Source organism: Sphingobacterium daejeonense, from assembly GCF_901472535.1.
Lineage (GTDB): Bacteria > Bacteroidota > Bacteroidia > Sphingobacteriales > Sphingobacteriaceae > Sphingobacterium > Sphingobacterium daejeonense.
Map to the genome: position 1 here is coordinate 1628442 of NZ_LR590470.1, position 19335 is coordinate 1647776.

At 36.0% G+C, this 19335-nt stretch carries 15 protein-coding genes; 2 read left to right on the forward strand and 13 right to left on the reverse strand.

Features of this window, described 5'->3' with window-relative positions:
- Nucleotides 1-55 precede the first annotated feature (55 nt).
- The 7 genes from fusA to fsa all read right to left on the reverse strand — a co-directional run bounded on the left by fusA (nt 56) and on the right by fsa (nt 7402).
- A complete protein-coding gene (fusA, locus tag FGL31_RS07785; RefSeq protein WP_099372570.1) occupies nt 56-2179 on the reverse strand; it encodes an elongation factor G in 2124 nt (707 codons plus the stop codon).
- A gap of 126 nt (nt 2180-2305) precedes the next feature.
- Nucleotides 2306-2431, reverse strand: coding sequence for an uS7 family ribosomal protein (locus FGL31_RS30325; protein ID WP_349676342.1), 126 nt, complete (start codon nt 2429-2431; stop codon nt 2306-2308).
- Nucleotides 2424-2774 (reverse strand): 30S ribosomal protein S7, encoded by a 351-nt coding sequence (gene rpsG, locus FGL31_RS07790; protein WP_446677067.1) that lies wholly within the window; start codon nt 2772-2774, stop codon nt 2424-2426. The genes FGL31_RS30325 and rpsG overlap by 8 nt, the downstream gene beginning before the upstream one ends.
- Nucleotides 2775-2789: 15 nt before the next feature.
- On the reverse strand, nt 2790-3203 hold the full coding sequence (gene rpsL / locus FGL31_RS07795) for a 30S ribosomal protein S12 (protein ID WP_002993550.1): 414 nt from the start codon (nt 3201-3203) through the stop codon (nt 2790-2792).
- 321 nt (nt 3204-3524) lie between these two features.
- Nucleotides 3525-5654, reverse strand: coding sequence for a ribonuclease R (gene rnr / locus FGL31_RS07800; RefSeq protein ID WP_138090343.1), 2130 nt, complete (start codon nt 5652-5654; stop codon nt 3525-3527).
- A 537-nt stretch (nt 5655-6191) separates the two neighbouring features.
- Nucleotides 6192-6656 carry a Fur family transcriptional regulator gene (locus FGL31_RS07805; protein ID WP_138090345.1) on the reverse strand — a complete coding sequence of 155 codons (465 nt, stop codon included), beginning with the start codon at nt 6654-6656 and terminating at the stop codon, nt 6192-6194.
- 86 nt (nt 6657-6742) lie between these two features.
- Nucleotides 6743-7402 carry a fructose-6-phosphate aldolase gene (gene fsa / locus FGL31_RS07810; protein ID WP_099372573.1) on the reverse strand — a complete coding sequence of 220 codons (660 nt, stop codon included), beginning with the start codon at nt 7400-7402 and terminating at the stop codon, nt 6743-6745.
- A gap of 278 nt (nt 7403-7680) precedes the next feature.
- Here fsa and FGL31_RS07815 point away from each other — a divergent pair, with 278 nt between their 5' ends.
- Complete coding sequence (locus FGL31_RS07815; protein WP_099372574.1) at nt 7681-8910, forward strand: MFS transporter; 1230 nt, start codon at nt 7681-7683, stop codon at nt 8908-8910.
- On the opposite strand, the gene FGL31_RS07820 is transcribed toward FGL31_RS07815, so the two are convergent.
- The 5 genes from FGL31_RS07820 to FGL31_RS24985 form a co-directional block, all read right to left on the reverse strand.
- Nucleotides 8877-9329, reverse strand: a complete 453-nt coding sequence (locus FGL31_RS07820; RefSeq protein ID WP_138090347.1) for a retropepsin-like aspartic protease — start codon at nt 9327-9329, stop codon at nt 8877-8879. The two genes, FGL31_RS07815 and FGL31_RS07820, sit on opposite strands and share 34 nt — an antisense overlap.
- A 19-nt stretch (nt 9330-9348) precedes the next feature.
- Nucleotides 9349-10293: a malate dehydrogenase gene (locus tag FGL31_RS07825; protein ID WP_138090349.1), complete on the reverse strand. Its 945-nt coding sequence runs from the start codon at nt 10291-10293 to the stop codon at nt 9349-9351.
- A 134-nt stretch (nt 10294-10427) separates the two neighbouring features.
- Nucleotides 10428-12725 (reverse strand): translocation and assembly module lipoprotein TamL, encoded by a 2298-nt coding sequence (gene tamL, locus FGL31_RS07830; RefSeq protein ID WP_138090351.1) that lies wholly within the window; start codon nt 12723-12725, stop codon nt 10428-10430.
- A complete protein-coding gene (locus FGL31_RS24980; RefSeq protein WP_232046393.1) occupies nt 12715-15303 on the reverse strand; it encodes a translocation/assembly module TamB domain-containing protein in 2589 nt (862 codons plus the stop codon). Before FGL31_RS24980 ends, tamL begins: the two co-directional genes overlap by 11 nt.
- Before the next feature lie 67 nt (nt 15304-15370).
- Entirely contained in the window at nt 15371-18034 is a 2664-nt protein-coding gene (locus FGL31_RS24985; RefSeq protein WP_446677068.1) for a DUF748 domain-containing protein, read from the reverse strand.
- A gap of 451 nt (nt 18035-18485) precedes the next feature.
- Between FGL31_RS24985 and FGL31_RS07840 the strand changes: the two genes are divergently transcribed.
- Nucleotides 18486-18956, forward strand: coding sequence for a Dabb family protein (locus tag FGL31_RS07840; RefSeq protein WP_138090353.1), 471 nt, complete (start codon nt 18486-18488; stop codon nt 18954-18956).
- Between the two features lie 60 nt (nt 18957-19016).
- Here the strand turns inward: FGL31_RS07840 and FGL31_RS07845 are convergent, their stop codons facing one another.
- Nucleotides 19017-19331, reverse strand: a complete 315-nt coding sequence (locus FGL31_RS07845) for a DUF4342 domain-containing protein (protein WP_138090355.1) — start codon at nt 19329-19331, stop codon at nt 19017-19019.
- Nucleotides 19332-19335 lie beyond the last annotated feature (4 nt).

The following is a 19335-nucleotide window of genomic DNA, read 5'->3' on the forward strand; positions in this document are numbered from 1 at the left end:
GATCCCTGATTAGAGCTATTAACAACCAGGGATCGGTTTATTTTAATTCTAAAGATTAATCTTCTAGACCTTTAACTTTTCCTTTTGCTTTTGAGATCACATCTTCTTGTACGTTACGAGGAGCGTCTTCGTAGTGATCAAATTCCATTGTAGAAGTTGCACGGCCAGAAGTGATCGTACGTAACTGAGTTACATATCCGAACATTTCAGAAAGTGGTACTAATGCTTTGATTACTTGAGCACCATTACGTGAATCCAAACCTTGCATTTGACCACGACGACGGTTCAAGTCACCCATTACATCACCCATGTTTTCCTCTGGAGTCAATACTTCAACTTTCATGATAGGCTCCATTAATACTGGAGAACATTTAGGAAGTGCTGCACGGTAAGCCATCTTAGCTGCTAATTCGAAAGATAATGAGTCTGAATCGACTGCGTGGAATGAACCATCAATCAAACGAACTTTCATACCTGACAATTGGTAACCTGCTAAAACACCATTTTTCATGGAAACTTCGAATCCTTTTTGAACTGAAGGGATATATTCTTTAGGAATAGATCCACCTACGATTTCATTTACGAATTGAAGAGGGTTTTTAACAACATCCCAATCCTCATCTGCAGGAGAGATAACAACTTTGATATCCGCGAATTTACCACGACCACCTGATTGTTTTTTGTAAACCTCACGGTGTTCAGTAGTTCCGTTGATAGACTCTTTGTAAGCAACTTGAGGAGCACCTTGGTTTACCTCAACTTTGAACTCACGTCTCAAACGGTCGATCAAGATATCTAAGTGAAGCTCACCCATACCTGAAATAACTGTTTGACCAGTGTCTTCGTCAGTTTTTACTACGAATGTAGGATCCTCTTCAGCTAATTTGCTAAGTCCGATACCTAATTTATCTACGTCAGCTTGAGTTTTAGGCTCGATCGCTAAACCAATAACCGGCTCAGGGAAAACCATTGATTCAAGAACGATAGGGTTTTTCTCGTCACATAAAGTATCACCAGTTTTGATGTCTTTGAAACCAACAACAGCACCGATGTCACCAGCACCAATTCTTTCGATTGGGTTTTGTTTGTTCGCGTGCATTTGGAAGATACGAGAGATACGCTCTTTGTTGCCTGAACGAGTGTTCAATACATAAGAACCAGCATCTAATACTCCTGAATAAACACGAGTGAAACATAAACGACCTACGAATGGGTCAGTAGCGATTTTGAAACCTAAAGCTGCGAATGGCTCAGACTCAGATGGCTTACGAACAATCTCTTCGCCAGTACGAGGGTCAGTACCTTTAACAGCCTCTTGATCCAATGGTGAAGGCAATAACTCCATAACGAAGTCAAGCATAGTTTGAACACCTTTGTTTTTGAAAGATGAACCACAAACCATAGGAACAATTGCATTATCTAAAACTGCTTTACGTAAAGCGTCTAAGATTTCGCGCTCTGTCAATGAATCTGGATCTTCGAAGAATTTCTCCATCAAAGACTCATCATATCCAGCAACAGCTTCTAATAATTTCTCACGGTATTCAGCAACCTCTTCCAACATATCCTCAGGAATTGGAACCTCAGTAAAGGTCATACCTTTATCAGCTTCATTCCAAACGATACCACGGTTGTTGATTAAGTCAACAACACCTTCGAAGTTATCTTCAGCACCGATAGGTAATTGAAGAGCTACTGCATCAGAACCTAACATTTCTTTTACTTGCTTAACTACTTTTAAGAAGTCAGCACCAGAACGGTCCATTTTATTTACGAAACCTATACGAGGAACTTTGTATCCATCCGCTAAACGCCAGTTAGTCTCCGATTGAGGCTCAACACCATCAACCGCAGAGAACAAGAATACAAGACCATCAAGTACACGTAATGAACGGTTTACTTCTACAGTAAAGTCAACGTGTCCTGGAGTGTCAATAACGTTTACTTGGTATTTTTTGTTACGGTAGTTCCAGAATACAGTTACAGCTGCAGAGGTAATCGTGATACCACGCTCTTGCTCTTGTGCCATCCAGTCAGTTGTAGCAGAACCTTCGTGAGTTTCTCCCAACTTGTGGTTTACACCAGAGTAGAATAATATACGCTCTGTAGTTGTTGTTTTACCAGCATCGATGTGTGCAGCGATACCAATATTTCTTACTAATTTTAAATCTTTTGCCATGTTATTTATTGCAGTTTGCCTATTGGCTGATTGTTATTTCTTTAGAAATAAATACACCGACTTTGATAATGGAAAAATCTATTATCTAAAGTCGGTGTAAACATATTTGATTCTTTTTGTTCAAAATTAGAATCTGAAGTGTGAGAACGCTTTGTTAGCCTCAGCCATTTTGTGCGTATCTTCTTTCTTCTTAACAGCAGCACCTTCACCTTTAGAAGCTGAAATGATTTCTCCCGCTAATTTTTCAAACATAGTTTTTTTCACCACGTCTGCGAGCGTAAGAAATTAACCATTTCATACCTAAAGCGATTTTGCGCTCAGGACGAACTTCCATTGGTACTTGGAAGTTTGCACCACCAACACGACGAGATTTAACCTCTACTGCTGGCATTACATTGTTAAGAGCTTTTTTCCAAGTCTCAAGACCATTCTCTTGAGTCTTTTGCTCTACTAATTCAACTGCATCGTAAAAAATTGAATAGGCGATAGATTTCTTACCGTCTACCATCATATTGTTTACGAAACGAGTTACCTGAACATCGTTAAACTTTGGATCAGGTAAAATGATTCTCTTTTTTGGTTTTGCTTTTCTCATTTTCTTTTCCTCCGTTTATTTTTTCTTACCTTTTGCTGGTGCAGCTGCTGCTTGTCCTGGTTTAGGACGTTTTGTTCCGTATTTAGAACGACGTTGGTTACGACCTGCAACACCTGAAGTATCTAATGCACCACGAATGATGTGGTAACGAACTCCTGGTAAGTCTTTAACACGACCGCCACGAATTAATACGATTGAGTGCTCTTGTAAGTTATGGCCTTCTCCTGGGATGTAAGCATTAACCTCTTTACCGTTTGTTAAACGAACACGAGCTACTTTACGCATTGCTGAGTTTGGTTTTTTAGGGGTAGTAGTGTATACACGCGTACACACACCTCTTCGCTGTGGACATGAATCCAACGCTGGTGACTTACTCTTGTCTACCAGAGCTACTCTACCTTTTCTAACTAGTTGTTGAATAGTAGGCATTTACCTGTTTTTCTTTTTTTTGATTTTGTTAAAAAATGTTTTTAAGTCCGCAAAGATATAAAGAATAATTTAAAGTGTAAAGAGTTGTATGTTAAGTTTTTTGAAAATAGACATAAGACATAAGACAAAAGACAGAAGAATTGAGACTACTTGAATTATAGTTTTTATTCCCAACTGGTGATTTCAACCATTATTAATAGTTTATAGGCGATTTCAGACAATCTTTCTTTTGTATTTGGCATAATACCCAAATACAAAATGAACCTGCAAAATTTAACTCTTGCAGGTTCTATTGTCTTATGTCTTATGTCTATTGTCTTCTTAGCTCATCAAAGTAAAATCAATCTGTCTCTTCTCAAGATCGACTTTTTTGACTTTGATTTGGACCTCATCACCGAGTTGATAGGTTTTCTTCTTTCTCTGACCGATAATTGCGAAGTTCTTTTCGTCTAAGGTGTAAAAGTCATCGGTGATATCTCTTAGGCGTACCATACCCTCACACTTGTTTTCCTCAATCTCAACGTACATTCCCCATTCTGTGACACCTGAAACAATTCCTTTGTATTCCACACCGATCTGGTCCTGCAAGAATTCTGCTTGTTTGTATTTTACTGAAGCTCTTTCTGCTTCCGCAGCTTTTTTCTCCATCTGTGACGAATGCTCCGACATTTTTTCATAATGTTCAGCATTGACCTTTTTACCACCGTCAAGATAATATTGCAGTAATCTATGCACCATAACATCTGGGTAACGGCGGATAGGGGAGGTGAAGTGCGTGTAATAATCAAAGGCCAACCCGTAATGAGAAGTTTTCTTCGTTGTGTAAATCGCCTTTGCCATAGATCTAATGGCAAGTGAGGTTAAAAGATTTTGTTCTTTGGAACCTTCGATTTTTGTCATTAATGCGTTTAAGGACTTTGCAGTTTCTTTGTCAGTCTTTATACTCAGGCGGTGACCAAACCTAGAAGCAAACAATGAGAAGTTCGTCAATGTTTCGGGATTAGGTACATCGTGGAATCTATAGACAAAAGGAAGTTTGTTTTTGCCTTTTCCCTGTCTGCCGATATATTCGGCAACTTTTCTGTTGGCAAGGAGCATAAAATCCTCAATTAATTTATGAGCTTCTTTTCTAACTTTAGTGTATACTCCAATTGGCTTGCCATTTTCATCGAGGTTGAATTTTACCTCATCGGTTTCAAAACTAATTGCTCCAGCTTTGAATTTTCGTTCCCTAAGAATTTCTGCAAGTTCGTTCAGTTTCAATATAGGTTCTGAAAGTTCATCCTCTTTGCCCTCGATAATCTCTTGGGCCTCCTCGTAACTGAATCTACGGTCGGAGTGTATAACGGTTCTTCCAAACCATTGTTCCAATACATTAGCTTTATCATCAAGTTCAAAAACTGCGGAAAAACACAATTTATCTTCGTTGGGCCTTAAGGAACATAAATTGTTTGAAAGCCTTTCAGGTAGCATTGGAATCACCCTGTCAACTAAATAAACGGATGTTCCCCTTTCAAAGGCTTCTTTATCTAAAACGGTATCTGGAATCACATAGTGTGATACATCAGCAATATGTACTCCGATTTCATAATTTCCATTCTCCAATTTTTTGAATGAAATAGCATCATCGAAATCTTTGGCATCAGCTGGGTCAATAGTAAATGTTGTAGTGCCTCTGAAATCCTGGCGTTTTGCAATCTCTTCTTCCGAAATGACATCAGAAATTGCATTTGCAGCATCTTCGACTGCTTTGGGGAATTCCAGTGGAAAACCAAAGTCTGCCAAGATAGCGTTCATTTCTGTATTGTTCTCGCCTTTTTTACCTAGGATGTTTTTTACTTTACCGATAGGGTTTTTAGCATTCTTTGGCCATTCAAGAATTGAAACGACCACTTTTTCTCCATTTTGTGCTCCGTTAAGGTTGTCCAATGGAATAAAAATATCATGGAGCATTTTCCTATCATCGGGTTGGAAAAATGCATAGGTCTTGGAGATGTCGATTGTACCTGTGAAATCGGTCTTCGCTCTTTGTAAAATCTCAACTACTTCCCCTTCGCGTTTGCGTCCTTTCTTGCGTTCATAAACATGGACTTTGACAATGTCATTATGCAGTGCCTGTCTTAGTTTTCGAGGTGCCACGTAAATGTCGTTTTCATCCTCATCATCGGGGACAATGTAGGCCGATCCATCGGCGGTCATATCCACCTTACCTGTAACATACACATGGAGCTGTTTGAGCTGAAATTTACCACGGTCTGGTTGGTTGAAAAGACCAGACTTTATCCCATCTGCAAGGATGTCGGAAATGGCAACTTTGGAGTCACTGTCTGTGATGTTTAATTTTGCTGCTACCTGTTTATAGTTAAGTGCGGTGTTACCGGATTTTTCAAAAATATCAACGATCAGTTGGGTTAAAACTTCTTTGTAAGGATTCTCTTTTCTTGATTTCATATGCTGTCGTTTTGTCTGTTCTTTCATCATTTTATTTTCGGATGAAAGCTAGGAGAGGAGGGTAGCGTTGTGTCTAATTATTGTTGTTTATTTTCTGCTTCTCCAGTCGTCGAAACTAATATACTGAAAACTGCCCATTTTTGTTTTAAATAAAAAAAATGGGTAATAATAATTTTATCCCATTTGTATATAAATATAAAATCTATTTTAGCTTATAAATAGTGCTGATTATTAATTAAATATGGTTAATATGCTAAAAATATATTAAGATATTAATTATGTAATTGTTTGATTATCAAATCAAAATGAATTAATTGCTGTTAAAAGGTTATTATTGCTAAACTTTTTACATTAAACTAATAAGTATTTCAGAATATTTTAAAACACTATAAATAAGAATTTTAAAAATTTTATAACTAAAAATTAGCAAAGTATAAAAATTAGGTTTAGCAGACGTTTTTGGTATAAAAATATTGCCCATGAAAAATCTTTTGGAGAAAGATTTTCACGGGCAATTTATATAAATTTTATGAGATTTTAAGTTGTTTTTTTGTTGCAAGAGTTACAAATCCCTACAGCATTAATGGCAATAGAATGCAATGAAAAGTTGTTTGGTAAGCTAATTTTTGGAAGGGCTATTTCATCGAGACAGAAGACAGAATTGCAGACTGAGCAAATGAAATGTACATGCTGATCATGGTGGTGATCCGAGGTGCACTTAGTCGAACAGAATGCATAAGTTGCCGTTCCATTCAGATCAAAAACTTTGTGCAAAATTCCTTTTTCTTCAAAGCTTGCCAGTATCCTATATAGAGTAACTCGGTCGATTTCATTGCCTAAAATCTTCTCCAATTCTGGTTGTGAAATGGCTGATGTTTTTGTAGAAATAATCTCCAAAACCCTAAGTCTGGGTTGAGTAACTTTTAGTTGGTTTGTCTTTAAAACTTGGCTGAATTCTTCTAATTTTTCAGGCTCCAATTCCATGCTCAATTCCGCTTTCATGATATAAAATTACGGAATAAATTTGGGTAATAAAAAAGCCCTTACAGGGTGATGTAAGGGCTTTATATTTTGTGAATAATTATGAATTATTTACCTGCAGCTTTAGCGTGGTCTGCTAAGAATTGAGCTAAACCGCTATCCGTTAAAGGGTGTTTCAATAAAGCTGTAATTGCAGACAATGGTCCAGTCATAACATCAGCGCCGATTTTAGCACAGCCTAAGATGTGCGCGCTGTGACGTACTGAAGCCGCTAAGATTTGAGTTTCAAACCCATAATTGTCGTAAATCTCACGGATTTCTTCGATTAAACCTAAGCCATCTACCGAAATATCATCCAAACGACCGATAAAAGGAGATACATACGTAGCACCTGCTTTTGCAGCTAATAATGCTTGACCAGCAGAAAAAACCAACGTACAGTTTGTTTTAATTCCTTTTTTGCTGAAATATTTTATTGCTTTAACACCATCTTTAATCATCGGAACTTTAACAACAATCTTGCTGTCTAATGCCGCCAATGCTTCACCTTCTTTGATCATTCCTTCATAATCTGTTGAAATAACCTCTGCGCTAACGTCACCATCAACGATGTCGCAAATCGCTTTATAGTGGTTGATTACATTTTCTTCACCAGAAATACCTTCTTTAGCCATTAAGCTAGGGTTGGTTGTTACACCGTCTAAAACGCCAAGATCTTGAGCTTCTTTGATTTGTTCAAGGTTTGCGGTATCAATAAAAAATTTCATGATAGTATTTGAATTAATTTTGTTTTGTAGTATTCCAGCATTCTTGCTTGGACCATGCAAAGGTAGTTATATTGTTTTAAGATTTGAAGTTATAACCCTCTAAACCAATAGAATTATTCAAATCTGGGATTATTTTAACCATGTTACAACAATTAACACCCTTTTAATGTTATCAAATTAAAGGATTGAAGTATTTTAATAGTTCTTCTATTTAATGACTTCCAAATTGAATTACAATCCGTTATCTTTAAAAAAGCTGTAACAAGAATTCGCATTTCATGCAAATATTTAGATCTCTTAAGTACCCCAATTATCGATTACACGTCATAGGTCAATCTATATCTCTATTAGGTACTTGGATGCAAAGGATAGCTATAAGTTGGCTCGTTTACCAACTAACAGATTCAGTATTCTGGCTAGGATTTGTATCTTTTATTTCCCTTTTACCCTCGCTAGTTCTTTCACCATTCATTGGTGCATTCGTGGATAGGCATAAAAAATATAAGCTGGTTTTAATTACTCAATTTGGATTAATGATCCAGGCCGGATTATTGGCCTTATTGGTCTATTTAAAGATGGAATCAGTTCTCTATTTGTCAATTCTAGGTTTTATTCAGGGCGTAGTCAATGCGTTTGATGTGCTTGGCAGGCAAGCTTTATTAGTAAATTTGGTAGATGAAAGGAAGGATTTGCCCAATGCTATTGCATTAAATAGTTCCATATTTAATGCTGCAAGGATGATAGGTCCAGCGATCGGTGGAATTTTGCTGTCTACATACGGTGAATTGGCCTGTTTTACCCTGAATTTTGTGAGCTTTATACCGGTAATCATCTGTTTATTAATGATGAATGTAAAGGAAAGAGTGATCATTATACCCAATGAAAGTGCATTCCAAGGACTAGTCCATGGATTTAACTACTTAAAAAGGTCTCCCCATATCGCGTCCTTAATCATTATTCTAACATTTTCAAGTTTACTGGTTATTCCTTATACATCTTTGCTTCCTGCAGTGGCACGTGAGCTTTTTCATGGTGATGAAAGAACATTTTCATGGTTCGAGAGTGCTGCCGGATTGGGAGCCATGATTGGAGCTATTAATATGGCGAGACTAAAGACAGGCGAAAACTTGAGATACAGAGTAATGTTTGCAGCATTTTTTATGGGGATTTCGCTCGTTTTGTTAGCATTTGCTCATTATTTACCTTCGGCTTTATTCTTTACAGGTGCTGTTTCATTTGCAATGATGATGCAGAACTCTTCTATAAATACTTATATTCAAACGCATGCAATGCCAGCTTACCGAGCTAGGGCAATGTCTTATTATGTGATGGCATTTCAAGGGATTTTCCCAATAGGAAGTTTATTGACAGGTGCGGTAGCGGAAATTATAGGAATAAAAAACACCCTCTATGTAATGGGAGGGTGTGGTATTTTAATATCATTAGGGTTTTATATCTATCTGAGATTACATATTCAACGTAAATTATTCAAATTTAATTTACGCTGATTTAAGGTAAGCGTATTCTTTTTGTAATCAATTTTTGCCCCGAATAATTGAAGGATATCTCCACCTAATACGCCTATTACAGGATCTAAACCTATTTGGCTATATGCAAAATTAATTGAACTTAAGTCTAATACTGCTGCAGTAAAGTTTCGTGTAGACCAATCTGAGAGTTTCATCAAGGGAATAGTAATCATAAAACTCTGCATATTATTGGTTCCTAAGCCTGTAGAAAGGATGTCCGTGATTAAGAATTCCTCTTCATTAATTCCCGAATTCAACAATGTTTCTTTATCTAATACAGTTTTAGAGGCACCTGTATCAATGACCATTTTGAATTTTTTCTCAAAAATTTCGACTTCTGTAATAATATGAAAGCCATCGGCTTGCAGGCCGATGACTTCAAATGGAATATTTTGCATTTATATTTTAATATTTATCTTATTTCTTCAAAACGCCTTCATCAAAAAGGACCTCATTCATCTTTCTAACAGCGTCAGCACTCGCTTTAAATAGCTCTTCTTCTTCTGATGAAAGATTCATTGGTACGATACGATCCCAACCCTTAGCGTTAATAATCACTGGAACACCGACATTGATATCTTCCTGTCCATATTCGCCTTCTAGATATACTGACGCGGTAAACAATCTGTTTTGGTCTCTGACTATGCTTTCAACCATTGCAGCTGCTGCAGCACCAGGTGCATACCATGCTGAAGTACCAATTAAGGCAGTCAAAGTAGCGCCTCCAACCATGGTTTTCTTCACAATTTCTTGCTCTTCCTCTTCTGTTAAAAAATCTGAAACTGGAACACTGTTCCAAGTGGCATGTTTTATTAAAGGAATCATGGTAGTGTCGCCATGACCTCCAATTACAATTGCATTTAGATCATTGGCAGATGCATTCAATTTGTCAGAAATCTGATATTTAAACCTTGCTGAATCCAATGCTCCACCCATTCCAATAATCCTGTTTTTAGGTAATCCACTAGATTTTAAGGCTAGGTAAGTCATCGTATCCATAGGATTCGAAACTATTAAAATGATAATATCTGGAGAATGTTTGATTAAGTTTTCTACTACGGACTTAACAATATTAGCATTGGTGCCTATCAATTCTTCACGAGTCATACCTGGTTTTCTAGGAATCCCAGATGTAATTACTGCAACGGTTGATCCAGCTGTCGCTAAATAATCATTTGTTACACCTTTGATAGTAGAGTCAAAACCCAATAATGCAGAAGTCTGCATCATGTCCTGAGCCTTGCCTTCAGCAAATCCTTCTTTAATGTCCAACAAAATGATTTCTTCAGCTACATTTCTTCTAACAAGATTATCAGCGGTCGTTGCTCCAACTGCCCCTGCTCCAACTACGGTTATTTTCATATAGTTAAGGGTTATATTTATTTACTTTAAATTTAACAAAAATAATCGTCAATGAAGCGTGAGGACCGTCAATTTAATGTAATTCAATAATTTTGCATAAAAAAAAGAGCAACATTTGATTGTTGCTCTTTCTGTTAGAATGGATAACCTATTGCTAAGTTGAAGACCAAATTCTCCCTTCTCCAATCTCTATTTCTTATATCGATATATTTAAATACCCAACGGTCGTCTTTTGGACGGTATGGAACCCTAAATGGGATTGCGAAATCTGTACGAATGATTAGGAAGTCAAGATCCAATCTTAATCCCAATCCACCACCAACAGCTAATTCACTTAAAAATTCTTTACTGAATTGACCTCCAGGTTTATTCTCATCCTTATTTTGCAACCAAACATTACCAGCATCGATAAATGCTGCCCAATGTAGCATGCCAGCAATCTTTGCTCTATATTCAGTATTTAATTCCAACTTGTAGTCACCTGTTTGGTCTGCAAAGAAATTTTCCTCACCAAGGTTTTCTGGCATTGATGAGCCAGGTCCTACAGCACGTGCTCTAAAGGCTCTCAATCCATTGGGACCACCGGTGTAATATTGTTTTAAATAAGGTAATGAACGAGAGTTACCATATGAATAACTGGTACCAATCATTATACGTGATGCTAGGGTAGAGGTTGGCGTTATTTTTAAATAATGCCTCAAATCAGCTTCCGCTTTTATAAACTGAGAATATGGTGTTCCAAATAATTCTTTAACATTACCCTCATCGTAATTTGCTCCTTGAATCAATCCTAAAATATTACCTGAGGTATTTAAGCCTGCTTTTGCATAAAAAGTATGCTTTTTATTCTCCATGGTATTCGTGAAGGTGTAAACATAATTTGGACCGAAAGAGAACTGAGGGTCAACAATATGTCTCAATGTTGGAACGGTATCCATTTGTGCCCTATATTCATCTGAAATACCGCGAGGTTGAACATAAATAATCTCTGCCAGGGTTAAATTATGATCTTTCTGTTGGTTCTCTTTCCATGCATAACCATAGTTCAAGGTCATGGAATTCAAAGTATAGGCCGTCCTACGGTTCAAGAACTCGTAACCTGCTTTTAAAAATGTTTTTGGAATATATTGTTTGCTAGGAGCCCATTTATATGGAGAAAGTAAACGTGGCCATGTAATTGAAACTTCTGTACCATAACGGATATAGCTTGAATTTAAATTTACATTACCTCCAGTTTGTGTTTCATAACCTCCAAATAAGGAAACCGTTAAAGTTTCAAAACCTTTAAATGCATTCTTTAAAGTCCAATTGGCGTTAACCTCAGTACCATTATACACTGCTGCGGTCTTACCAACTAGCTCCAAACGAATGGATTTTTTTTCCATCGGAGTCAAATAATAATAAACATCTAAATGGTTGGTAGAATCAGGACTGTCTACAAATTCATTCTTAACAAATTTAAATGTGTTTAAATTTACTAAGTGGTTGATAGTCATATTATGATTCCAGCGGTTGTACATCTGCTCTGGTTCTAAGAATAGATGATTCGCTAATACCTTCTTCCGATATTTATTTTCAGGATCAATGATATAAAATTTATCATCGTATTTCTCAACACTGCGAGGTATTCTTCTCCTGGATCCACTAGTTTCTTTATAATCAGCAAATACATAGACATTACCTATATGTTGTGGTTCTTTTGCCTGCTTTGGCGTTTCAGGCTTGACAGTCATGAACATATTGACTTTATTATCGCCAATAGTACTGTCTACTTCTACTAATAAATTGTCCGGACTGAAATAATAATAACCTTGGTCTTTCAACTTATTGTCTATCCTGTCCCTTTCATTTAAGATAACGTCCAAATTGTAATTGTTTCCAGGCCTTAATAAACTTTCATTTTTAGTTGCCATAATAGAATTACCCAATCTAGTATTACTGTCAACTTCAAATTTTACTTCATTTATACGATAAATCTTTCCTGGAAATGCATCATAACGAACGGTCGCCATCTTGCCATCAATCAATGTGTCTGAAGTAACCCGAGCTGTAAAGAAACCAAGATTCTCCATCTTATTGCGGAGTAGGTTTTCGTTATATTCACGGTTTACATCACTTAATAAAACAGGTTCTTGGCCTTGTTTTTTCAACCATCTTCTGATAAAATTATTGCTGGTGTCTGGACCCCCGCCCATATTCCATAAGCCTACCTTGAAATAAACACCCAAGATTTTACTGTTCGGTTTCGGCAATAATGCTTCTTCCAAATAACTTTCAAATCCTTCTTTTCGCTCTTTTGCTATTGTATCATTATGGATTACAACATCACCTTCCTTATAAAATTTATCGCCTTCAGCAACATATTTAGTTGGATTACAACTTGAAATAAGCAATAACCCTATAGAAAAGGCCAGAAATTGTTTAATTTTCATTGTTGCCTCCTTCTTCTTCTTCGTTTTTAATAGCAGATTTATTTGGTTCAATTATTTGATTGTTCGTTGTATCTCTATTTGTTGTATCTCTTCTTGTAGAATCAATAGGATTTATTGTACTATCTTGATTCTTTAGCTCTTCCTGTTTTCTTTCTTGCTCTCTTTCTTCCATACGTTTTCTAAACTCAGGGCTATGGATCATTAAGCTGTCACGGATAACCATTCTTACCGAATCGCGGTATACAGAATCTGTTTCCATCCTGTCAACATCAAATCTCCTTCTGAAACCACGGCTGTCAGTGTTATAATACTCCTGCAATGCTTTGGAATTCATGAATAATTCTCTAAATCTATTATAGCTCATATTGATGATGAAACCTATACCGGTCTCTACAAATTGACCTTGTAAAGTAGCTTGATATTGGTTTTTACGGTAGACACGAGCAAAGTATCGACCATCTTTAGATAATTGATAATCAAGAGAAATGTCTCCAGCAATATTGGAAGCTTTTTCACCCGGACGTGTGTTACCTTCCACCTCAAAATTAGAACCGATGGTGATTTTTAACCTGTCATCGAACAGCATTTTGGAAATACCTACATTTAAATCTGTTCTGGTCTGAGCATTACCTGTCAGATAATCTTCCTCTGAATTTAAGTTGAAATCCAACTCAACTCCTTTGATAAGATCTGAAGCCAGGTTGTTTAACTGACCTGTCAAGAATGAACTTACTGTGCTTCTTACCATTGCCTCAGTACCTCCACCAGATAAACTTTCAAATGGATTTGCAGACATAAATCTTCCTAAAGCAATCAATGAGAAAACTTGTTTGTTCAATTCTGCTGGGTCTTCACGTAAATTTGAAAGCGCAATATTTACTTTACTTACTACATCTTGAGAAACAATTGCATTGTTTTCATCTAGATCGATATCAAAATTTATTTGAGGCTTGAATAACTCACCAGTAAGCTTTAATAGGACATTAAACGGAACACGTTGTTTATATAAGTTTTGGCTTTCCGAAGAAATTTGATTTTGTACCAATTCTAAAGTCGCAAACTTTCCAGTATAAACTGCCGTGATATCCAACCTTGCATCCAAAGGATCGCCATTCCAAGTTATAGTACTTCCTTTTTGGAAACTAAAATCTTTTGAAATTGGACCAAATGAGAAAGTATAGTCACCTTTCTCTACGGTGAAAGTTCCTGACATTGTTATCTTATCGTTGGCATCAATACTTGTATTGATTTCAGCTATACCTTGGATATTCAATGCATCTTGAGTTCCTTCGTCTAAAATTACTTTAAACTTAGCATCTGGGTCTGTAGTTAAATTCAAAGCTATGTCGTATCCTGATAGGGTGTTCGACACAGTAGTCATAGAATCTAACTGCGCAAATACGTTTGCCCTAGCCGTATCACTTCGATCAACAAATTTTACCACACCTTCACGCTGTGCTACACCCGGATCTTCATTAGGAACTATAAAGTTGAAATCAGTATTGTCATTTGCCTTAACATTACCATCGATTCTTGGTTTATTTAAGTCACCAGTGATTCTTAAGTTTGAGGTAACATACATTTTTCCAAAGAAAAGGTCGTTATCCAATCGGGTAGAATTCATCACCTCAAAGTTGTCGGTGGTTAAATTCAGATTAAAAACAAAGTCTGTATAGGTTGTTGTTTTTATGGTACCATTTAACCTCGCAACATTGTTTTTAGAATCCACTAAATTAAATTGTCTGAAAGTAATTCCTTGATCGTTGAAATAAATCTTTTGATTATCAACTTTCATATTGGAGTTTAACATCGAAGCATTTATGATAGCATCGTGGAATGTTAGTTCTCCATTTATCCGTGGGGCAGAGGTTGTGCCGGTGATTTTAAGAGTACCTTCTAAATCTCCCTGTGCGTCACGCAGATTCCCTAAACTGAATGCTTCGATTGTCTTCATCCGCATTGGATTCAGATTTAGAGTAGCATCAATTTGCATATCTCCCTCTGGTGGAGAAATTACATCACCCACTAAATGAACATCATTTCCATTTTCCGTAATTCTAACATCGGCAGAGTAGGTGTTTTCCTTGATGTTATTAACTTTCAATGCGACATTACCAATGGTATCTGTACCAAAGAAAAATTTATCAATTGTTAGGTCTGAAACAAATACTGGTGTAGACTCAAATCTTGAAACAGTAGCATTTCCGTTTATTCCACCACCAAGTTTCAATGTTTCAGATTGCAGCATTTCAGTAATGGTTTCAATTCTAAAGTTGTTGAAGTTTAAATCAACAGGTGAATTGAACGTTGAATCTTGAGATTGAATCCTTAATTCTTGGCCATCATTGGACAAGATAAATCCAGAAGCTCGAACACCACGGTCTCCAAAACTGATTACATTATTAGGTTCAATATCCCAATCTTCATAATTCAACATCAATCCGTCCTCTTTCAAGGAAATATTGTAACTATTATTAGCAACTTGCATTGTCGCTCCTAAATGATATTGCTCTTTATCTTCTTTATCCTTGATCCATAAACCAAAGTCCACATTGTTTTCAACGACACTACCACTCATAACTGTGTTTCGTAGTTCAATGTTATTTACCAATATATGGCCAATTAAAGCATTATAGTACATTGTACTATCTGCAGTAATAATATCTAATCCGACATTCTCGATTTCTGTGCCTGCATAGGTAATTTTTTGGTGCTAGCAACTTGGCCATAAGATTATGATCAGCACTATTGAAGGTACCATCGAGGGTAACATCTTGCATTTCTGTTAAATCCGGAAGAAAATTTCTGATAATTCTTGAATGATTTAATCGCGCAGAAAACTCAAACTGTTGCGGTGAATATTCATATTTGACATTTTGACCTGTAGGATTATAATATGTTTGAATAATATCCTGAATAGAAGATCCTAATTCAGTTAATTTATAATCACCAGTCAAATGGGCATTTAAAAACTCTGAGCTTAATAATATCGTATTTCTTCCAGTATCAGATTGCGCTGTTAAAGCAACGGTGTCCAAAGCATACAGATCTTTTTCATATGCTATAGATGAATTGGTGACATAAAGTGAACCGTTAAGATTGTCCAAATCCAAGGTTTCAAAATCTGCTATAATCTTTCCATGATATCTCACATTCTGATCCATCAGCTTAAGATTTTTGAAATTAATGCTGTCGATCATCATTTCAGCATATAATTTTGGAAATTGTCCACGCATATCTGCCTGGATATTGGCGTCTAAATCGATATTTGGGTCAGGGCTATGTAGGGTTCCTGCAATATCTCCGGATTTTGCTGTCAAATCAAATTCAATGTTTTTGTAACTATAACCCATTGCATCAAACTGATTCAGAGTTCCTACAACATCCGCGTCCATAGTTTTCGGATTCAAACCTGTACCATTCACCTGCGCTTGAGCTGAAACATAGCCTAAAACAGAATCTTGTTTTAAAAATTCACCTAAATTGAAATTATCTACAGTTACAAAGGCATTGTAAGTGGTGTCTCTGCCCATGTTTAATTTTCCATTAACTGTAGCATTACCTTGTTCAGTTATCAGCTTCATATTAGCATCAAAGCCCGTCATTCCTCCTTTGAACGTTCCTGCCAAGCTGATATTTCTAGGTAATTGAATGCTGTCTGGCATCAATGAAGGTGCAATAAGTTGATTAAGATCATTTCTACCTGTCACCAATTTTTTCAGATCTAAATCAATATAGAGTTTATCCATGTCAGGCAACCCTTTGATGTGAGCTGTAGCTATAAGATGCGTATTGTTTAATGTCTTGAATTCAAACCTTGGGATTCGTAAATCATTTAATTTACCCATTACACGACCATCTATGTAGAATTTTTTGGTCATTAATGGTTTCATTACTTCTTCTTTTTCTAAGTCTGGTGCTAAAAATCTAATATCCTTCATGTCAATGTGACTTTTCTTGATATTCGCATTGATTGTCATTGCAGAAGGATTTTCGGAAACTGCATCCAAGGAAGGGTAGGAGATTTCAATCTCATCCCGTATCAATGTATTCGGAGTCTCCAATAACAGGTCTTTAATGGTTGCACCTGTATTGGTATAAACAAAATCTCCTTTGAGCTGATTTAGTTTAAAGCCTGAATGGTCTGCAACAGTTAAACCCTTCAGGTTACCTGAAATGGAATCCGAAGAGTAATAAACATCATCCATTGCGCCAGCAAGGTCCGTAAGCTTAAGGTTAAAATAGTCAATTCCTTTTGTACGAGGTTGGTTATCATCCTTATACCAAACATTTGTGTTTTCAATGACGAGCTTATTTACCGAAACTTGCCAATTCATGGAAGTGGTCGTGGTATCTGCTTCGTCATCAAAAGTATGCTCCTGAGTAGTTTTGCCAAATAAAACCTCTGAATCAGAATCAGAAAGTTTTATTTCCTTCAATTTTACAATTTCTTTGTTTAAATCTATTTGTTCGACATTACCAGCTAAGTTTTTGATATCAAACTTAGTTTCCATGTTGATCGCTTTGTCGTGATATCGTACCAAAATATTCTTTAGATCCAATGTTTTGATATCGATATCTGGAAGTAAGCTAGTGGTTTCTACAGTGTTGTCAGTGATTCCGAAATCAGATGCTTTTACAGAATCTTGACCTGTAATGACCTGCCATTGGGTAATGCTGGCAGATAAGCCATCAATTTTTACATCCGGCATACCGAATGCCATATTATTAGTAAGGTCAAATTTGGTGACTCTAGTATTGAATTTATTTAAAGAGATATCAGCAGAGGTTCCTATGACATCATCTTTATATTTGAATTTTATATTTTCAAATAGTACTTTATCAATATCGAAAGTTAGAGCAGAAGTTGAGTCAGCAGTAGGAGTGCTTTCTTTTTCTGTTGCAAAGGCTGCTACGATGTAATCAAAATTGAAACTACTGTCAGGGAGTTTACGGTTAATCTTGGCAGTAATTCCTTTCAACTCCAATTCATTGATCTCAACAGTATTTTTTAATAATTTAAGCATATTGATGTCAACCATCAACGATTCACCCGCTAATAAGGTATCTTTAGATTGATCAGCAAAGAAGACATTGTTTAATTCCAGCTTTTTTGGGAAATTAATATAAATATGGCCAATATCAACTTGAGTTCCTAGTTTATTCTCAAGGTAATTCGAAACCTTTCCCACTACATAATTTTGTACTGAGGGTAAGCGAATTAAAAAAACTAATAGTAAAAGTAATGCTATTATGGAACCAATTATCCACAAGACTGTTTTTAATACGATTCGACCAAATCTATTCAAAGCCTGATATATATCCTTTAATAATTATTAATGTATCCTTACTTAACACCTTTAGGCAACTTTTGTTTAAAAATAAATCAATTTAATTGCGGCATTATTTTCCTGCAAATATATACTTTGAAAAGGAAAAAACCCTTTATTTCTTTATTGACATACACCAAATTCAAGCAAGGAATGTGCCGCTTATTCTATTAATAATCAATTTGTTTACATTAACTATTTTGATTTAGGTAAGTTGAAATTATTATTTATTATAATTTAAATATAATTGCACTATAGTTATTTAAATTTCTTTATATAAACATAGCTTAAACGCTACTTTTGATACATTTGTAATATTTTTCAGGCCATCAAAACTAACTTCAGCAAATAATCACAAATTTTTATTTCAAAAGCCATTTTAAGGCTGAAAATTAGTATCTTAAATTCCTCAATCAATCTAAATTATAATATGAATAGAAAAAACTTTATTACAAGTCTAATCGTAGGAGCGGGTACCGGAGCTTTCTTGAGTTCTTGTGCCAATGAAAATTCCCAAAATAAATCTGATAATCAAACAACAAACAATGAAAATATGAGTAACACAGCAACACAAACTGATGAATTATCTACTGGCTTAATTTTGCACTCAGTTTATTTTTGGCTTAAAGAAGGTATAACTCCAGAAGAAGACAAGGATTTCTTGAACTTTTTCGAAGCATTAAAGACTATACCGTCTGTAAAAACTTTGAAAGTTGGAAAACCTGCTCCTACACATCAAAGAGATGTCGTAGACAATTCATTTTCATACCTATTATTTGTGACATTTGAAAGCATGGATGATATCAACAATTATGAAGTGCATCCGGATCACTTGGCTGCTATTGATAAATACAGTAAATATTGGACAAAAGTTCAGGTTAAGGACGCCATCTTAATTTAAGAAAATAAAAGAAGCCCCAGCATATGCTGGGGCTTCTTTGTTCAGTAAAAAATCTAGAAATTAGTGTACTTCAATATCAGTACTTTGAGTGTTTTCTTCAGTTTTTGGAGCTTCTTCACCTTCATTTTCGGCAGTTTTGTCTGTGCGTTCTACAGTGATTTTACATTCTGTAAGCAAAGCAGCTAAAGCGCCAACGGCAGCAAAAATTGGAGCTAAGACTACTCCGATCACTCCTAGGGTTACTGGAAAGCTCATGATATCTTTCCCGTGTTTATCAGAAATGCTGATCTTCGTAACGTTTCCTTCAGCAATTAATTCTTTGATTCTTTTTAATAAGTTCTCTCCTGTTACCGAGAATGTTTCTTTAATTGACATAGTT

Excerpts from the sequence above, each read along its gene's own strand:
- FGL31_RS07820 (WP_138090347.1), bottom strand. The coding sequence starts at position 9,329 with ATGCAAAATATTCCATTTGAAGTCATCGGCCTGCAAGCCGATGGCTTT.
- rpsG (WP_446677067.1), bottom strand. The coding sequence starts at position 2,774 with ATGAGAAAAGCAAAACCAAAAAAGAGAATCATTTTACCTGATCCAAAG.
- FGL31_RS30325 (WP_349676342.1), bottom strand. The coding sequence starts at position 2,431 with ATGTTTGAAAAATTAGCGGGAGAAATCATTTCAGCTTCTAAAGGTGAA.
- rnr (WP_138090343.1), bottom strand. The coding sequence starts at position 5,654 with ATGAAATCAAGAAAAGAGAATCCTTACAAAGAAGTTTTAACCCAACTG.
- FGL31_RS07840 (WP_138090353.1), top strand. The coding sequence starts at position 18,486 with ATGAATAGAAAAAACTTTATTACAAGTCTAATCGTAGGAGCGGGTACC.
- FGL31_RS24980 (WP_232046393.1), bottom strand. The coding sequence starts at position 15,303 with ATGAGTGGTAGTGTCGTTGAAAACAATGTGGACTTTGGTTTATGGATC.
- fsa (WP_099372573.1), bottom strand. The coding sequence starts at position 7,402 with ATGAAATTTTTTATTGATACCGCAAACCTTGAACAAATCAAAGAAGCT.
- FGL31_RS07845 (WP_138090355.1), bottom strand. The coding sequence starts at position 19,331 with ATGTCAATTAAAGAAACATTCTCGGTAACAGGAGAGAACTTATTAAAA.
- FGL31_RS07815 (WP_099372574.1), top strand. The coding sequence starts at position 7,681 with ATGCAAATATTTAGATCTCTTAAGTACCCCAATTATCGATTACACGTC.
- FGL31_RS07825 (WP_138090349.1), bottom strand. The coding sequence starts at position 10,293 with ATGAAAATAACCGTAGTTGGAGCAGGGGCAGTTGGAGCAACGACCGCT.
- tamL (WP_138090351.1), bottom strand. The coding sequence starts at position 12,725 with ATGAAAATTAAACAATTTCTGGCCTTTTCTATAGGGTTATTGCTTATT.
- FGL31_RS07805 (WP_138090345.1), bottom strand. The coding sequence starts at position 6,656 with ATGAAAGCGGAATTGAGCATGGAATTGGAGCCTGAAAAATTAGAAGAA.
- rpsL (WP_002993550.1), bottom strand. The coding sequence starts at position 3,203 with ATGCCTACTATTCAACAACTAGTTAGAAAAGGTAGAGTAGCTCTGGTA.
- fusA (WP_099372570.1), bottom strand. The coding sequence starts at position 2,179 with ATGGCAAAAGATTTAAAATTAGTAAGAAATATTGGTATCGCTGCACAC.